Annotated in this window: 2 protein-coding genes; one reads left to right on the top strand and one right to left on the bottom strand. The window is 67.1% G+C overall.

Annotated features, from left to right (window positions below):
* Positions 1-355: DUF1304 domain-containing protein (locus tag ABB22_RS17390; RefSeq protein ID WP_057505451.1), on the bottom strand; the 355-nt coding region annotated here is incomplete at its 3' end.
* A 121-nt stretch (positions 356-476) separates the two neighbouring features.
* On the opposite strand from ABB22_RS17390, the gene ABB22_RS17385 reads away from it, so the two are divergent.
* A partial coding sequence (locus ABB22_RS17385) for a ParB N-terminal domain-containing protein (RefSeq protein WP_484600308.1) occupies positions 477-857 on the top strand: 381 nt, incomplete at its 3' end.

Genomic DNA, 857 nt, shown 5'->3' with positions numbered 1-857 from the left:
GGGCCCACAGGAGCAGCGCCAGCGCGACGGCGGCCGGCAGCGCCTGCACGAACAATATCTTGCGACTGGCGGTGGCGGCGCCATAGACGCCGGCAACCAGGACGCAGGCCAGAAAGAACATCCGCATGGCGTATCCGGCCGGGCCCAGGACCAGGCCATAGACCAGGCCCGCGGCCAGGAAGCCGTTGTAGAGCCCCTGGTTCGCCGCCAGCACCTTCGTCTGCTCGGCGAACTCCCGGGTCAGGCCGAAGGCCCTGCGTCCGGCCGGCCTTGTCCACAGGAACATCTCCAGCACAAGGATGTAGACATGGATCAGCGCGACCAGGGCGGTTGCGATATCGGCAATGAGCAGCATGATCGCCTCGTCCAGTCGCGGCAGGCGAGCATGATCGACTTCCCGCAGGCCGGCAAGCGCAGCGGCCGTGCCGTCCTCCGCCTCACTTACAATGCCGCCCCCACGTTTCACCGGCATGCGCATGGACATCATCGTCAACGAAGAACTCAAGGCCTACATCGATCCGCTGACTGCCGACGAGCACGACGCGCTGGAGCGCAGCCTGCTGGCCGAAGGCTGCCGCGACGCGCTGGTGCTGTGGGGCAACGTACTGATCGACGGCCACAACCGCTACGGCATCTGCATGAAGCACGGCCTGCCCTTCAACACCGTGCAGAACACCCGCTTCCAGTCGATGGAGGACGTGCACCTGTGGATGATCGAGCAGCACCTGGGCCGGCGCAGCGTGTCCGATTTCCAGCGCGGCGTGCTGGCGCTGCGCAAGCGCGCGATCGTCGAGGCGCGCCACCGCGCCGAACAGGAGCAGCTGCGCCGCGAAAGCGAGGGCGAAGCGGCGCTGACA

It is taken from the genome of Stenotrophomonas nitritireducens (assembly GCF_001431425.1).
GTDB lineage: Bacteria > Pseudomonadota > Gammaproteobacteria > Xanthomonadales > Xanthomonadaceae > Stenotrophomonas > Stenotrophomonas nitritireducens.
The sequence above is the reverse complement of the archived record's forward strand: the minus strand, read 5'-3'. Positions and strand labels throughout refer to the sequence as shown.